The organism is Collinsella sp. TM04-29 (assembly GCF_003466565.1).
Taxonomy (GTDB): Bacteria; Actinomycetota; Coriobacteriia; order Coriobacteriales; family Coriobacteriaceae; genus Collinsella.
The window spans coordinates 1-2,734 of sequence record NZ_QSPW01000009.1 but is presented as its reverse complement, the minus strand read 5'-3'; the positions used below and the strand labels follow the sequence as shown (position 1 = coordinate 2,734).

Annotated in this window: 4 protein-coding genes; 1 reads left to right on the top strand and 3 read right to left on the bottom strand. The window is 53.9% G+C overall.

The annotated features are described in order from the left end of the window. Positions 1-268: 268 nt before the first annotated feature. Genes DXD39_RS10015 through DXD39_RS10005 form a run of 3 tightly spaced genes read right to left on the bottom strand, consistent with a single transcriptional unit; the run spans position 269 to position 2,051 of the window. Positions 269-1,177, bottom strand: a complete 909-nt coding sequence (locus tag DXD39_RS10015; protein ID WP_117775996.1) for a radical SAM mobile pair protein B — start codon at positions 1,175-1,177, stop codon at positions 269-271. Then, positions 1,165-1,854: a radical SAM mobile pair protein A gene (locus DXD39_RS10010; RefSeq protein WP_055252677.1), complete on the bottom strand. Its 690-nt coding sequence runs from the start codon at positions 1,852-1,854 to the stop codon at positions 1,165-1,167. The genes DXD39_RS10015 and DXD39_RS10010 overlap by 13 nt, the downstream gene beginning before the upstream one ends. Continuing rightward, positions 1,851-2,051 carry a hypothetical protein gene (locus DXD39_RS10005; protein ID WP_117803978.1) on the bottom strand — a complete coding sequence of 67 codons (201 nt, stop codon included), beginning with the start codon at positions 2,049-2,051 and terminating at the stop codon, positions 1,851-1,853. Before DXD39_RS10005 ends, DXD39_RS10010 begins: the two co-directional genes overlap by 4 nt. Before the next feature lie 143 nt (positions 2,052-2,194). Between DXD39_RS10005 and DXD39_RS10000 the strand changes: the two genes are divergently transcribed. Then, positions 2,195-2,545, top strand: a complete 351-nt coding sequence (locus DXD39_RS10000; protein WP_117803977.1) for a TetR/AcrR family transcriptional regulator — start codon at positions 2,195-2,197, stop codon at positions 2,543-2,545. Positions 2,546-2,734 lie beyond the last annotated feature (189 nt).

Below are 2,734 nucleotides of genomic sequence, written 5' to 3'. Positions count from 1 at the left end.
GCTGGGGTAGAGGTGGTAGAAGCCGTCGAAAAGGCTCTTGACTACTTTCGATTGATGCTCAGTGCCCATTGTGTTCGCTACGATTAAACTCGGCACAGGGGATACTGGTTTTCCGTGCGAAAACGCTCATGCCGCTAAATTGAGCGACCGCCTGTACTGCAGCGGGATCATCCGCCCGAGCGATCCCTTAATCCGTCGCCCGTTGCGCCAATCGGCAGAAGCCACGCGTGGACGCTAATCGCTCGAGCGAATCGTCGTCGGTTTCCGTTTAACGATTTCTTTTTCCGCTATTATCCGACCCTCGGACTTCCTCGTGATAGAAGTAGTCCACGATCACCGGATGCCCCTGGGGGACTCTGCCATAAGGCATTTCGTTGTCCACAAAGGGGCAATCGTACTTCTTGGCCATTTCCTCGGCTTTTACTTCAAGCGCTTCAAAATAGCTACGGTTGCGCTTGTTATAGATCTCATCGTAAAGCGGTACGAGATCGGGATGTTTCTCGGCGATATAATCCAGGATCGCTTTTTTGAAACCACCCCGAAGATTGAGATTTTCGAGCCAAAACAAATCGCACCGATCCTTTACTCGCTCAAAAATCATCTCAAAATCCGTGATGCCGGGAAATACCGGGGACACGAAGCAGACCGTACGGATACCTTCGTCATACACCTGCTTCATAGCGGCGATACGACGCTCGATGCTCGACGCGGAGTCCATATCGTTCTTGAAGTTCTCATCCAGCGTGTTGATCGACCATGAAACGGTCACTCGTCCAAGCCTCTTCAGCAGATCGATATCCCGTACCACAAGATCGGACTTTGTGCAGATCAGAATATCTGCATCGCTGCCAATCAGCTGCTCCAGGAGTTTCCTGGTATTCCCGAATCGCTCCTCCTGTGGATTGTAGCCATCCGTCACAGAACCGATAACCACCCGCTGTCCAGCGTATTTCTTCGGATTCTTGATTTCCGGCCAATGCTTCACATCAAGAAAGGTGCCCCATTCCTCCTTGTGTCCGGTAAAGCGCTTCATAAAGGAGGCATAGCAATACTTGCAGGCATGCGTGCAGCCTACATAGGGATTGACCGAGTAGCCGCCTACCGGCAGGCTGGACTTGGTCATGATGTTCTTTGCTTCCACCTCATTGATGAGGATTCCATCGATCACTTCCGCCATGTTCTCTGCACCTCCAGCACTCTTTCGAATTCTTCCGGCAATTCCTGAATCATGTTTTCGTCCCCTATGACAGAGACGAGGTCTTCCTTCATAAACATTGGAATGCCAAGCGCGTGCGCCTGGTCCGTCAAAGACCATGCCCACTCCGGTTCCGTATGAACCTTCCTGCTCTGCGCCCCGGTCATGGTACCGACGACGATCCAGTTGATTCCGGAAAGGTCGACCGTACCGGGATCGTCGAATAGCGGCTCAAAAGTAACGAAGAAGTGATTTGCTTTGACGTTTTTCCGAAGGGCGTCGATACGCCACAGCTCCGCTTTCCTCGTCACCGTAACGCCGAACCATGCGTTTTCCAGGTCGGTATCTAAATCCAGCAAATCGGGTCTCTTGGTCAGGAACAGGAACTGATGCTGTGGATTCTCATGGATCTTTGCAAATACCTCGTCTCGCCATTCCAGCTTCCACCCGGAGAGATCGCTCATGCCGGTAAGGAGAAAGTTCTGCGGCCGTTTCTTTTCCATCATCTTGAGCTTGCTCGGGAAGAACGCAGGATCAGCGAAGTCGTCAATCATATGCCAACGTTTCACATTGTTACGGGCATAGCAATATGGACACCCCACCGTGCAGCCGATGACGATATTCATATTCTGAATCTGATTTTTGATGCAGATGCTCATAACGCCTGCCTACCTGCCTCTCCCGTAAACACGCAATCAGCCTCCCCCGCCTTGCGGGCAAAAGCCTCGATATCTTGCTTGCAAGCAGCAGGCTCGCAATCGCTCAAATCGTATGACGTGCCGCCGTTTCGATAGACGGCCCGATGGGAAAACGATCGGCTGACAAGCCCGATGCCGAGCTTCTCGCACAGGGTCATCCGTGCTCCCTTTCAGCTATAATAAACAGGTGTCTATAAACAGTATCCTTGTTGATTTTCGCAGGGGCAATGAACAAACGCGTGCACCTGTCGATAAACGAACAGCTACTGGACATTGTCAAACGACTCAGATTGGAGAGGCGATGGGAGAAACCAAGATCGACCGCCGGCGGCGCTACACCCTCTCGGTCATACAGGAGGCGTTCTTCGCGCTGCCGGCCGAGGTCGGCTTCGCGAAGATGACGGTGGCGGACATCTGCCGCCGCGCCGAGATCAACCGGGGAACGTTCTATCTGCATTACGAGGATAAGTACGCGCTGCTCGATGCGCTTATCGACGAGGCCCCGAGTTCGCCCATGCCCAGGAGCTGCTCAACGCCTATTCCGAAGGGGGCTTACTGGCGGTATCCGCTCTTCGCGATTCCGATAACCCATCGTGACCTGCGATTCAGGAATACCAGCCTCCGAGCCCTCTCGTTCGGAGGCTGCGGCTAAAACCTCATTGCGCGTCTACCGCTCCGCGTTACTCGCCACCTGCCCGCGCCGCCGAGAGCAGCGTGCTCAAATCGGCCTGGATCGCCTCTGCCTTGCTTCCAAGCTGCAACGGAGCCGAGTCGCCCGAGATGTTTACGCTCAAAAGGTGCGCATCCGGCAGCTTCGCGGTCATGCTCCAGAACGGGAGCG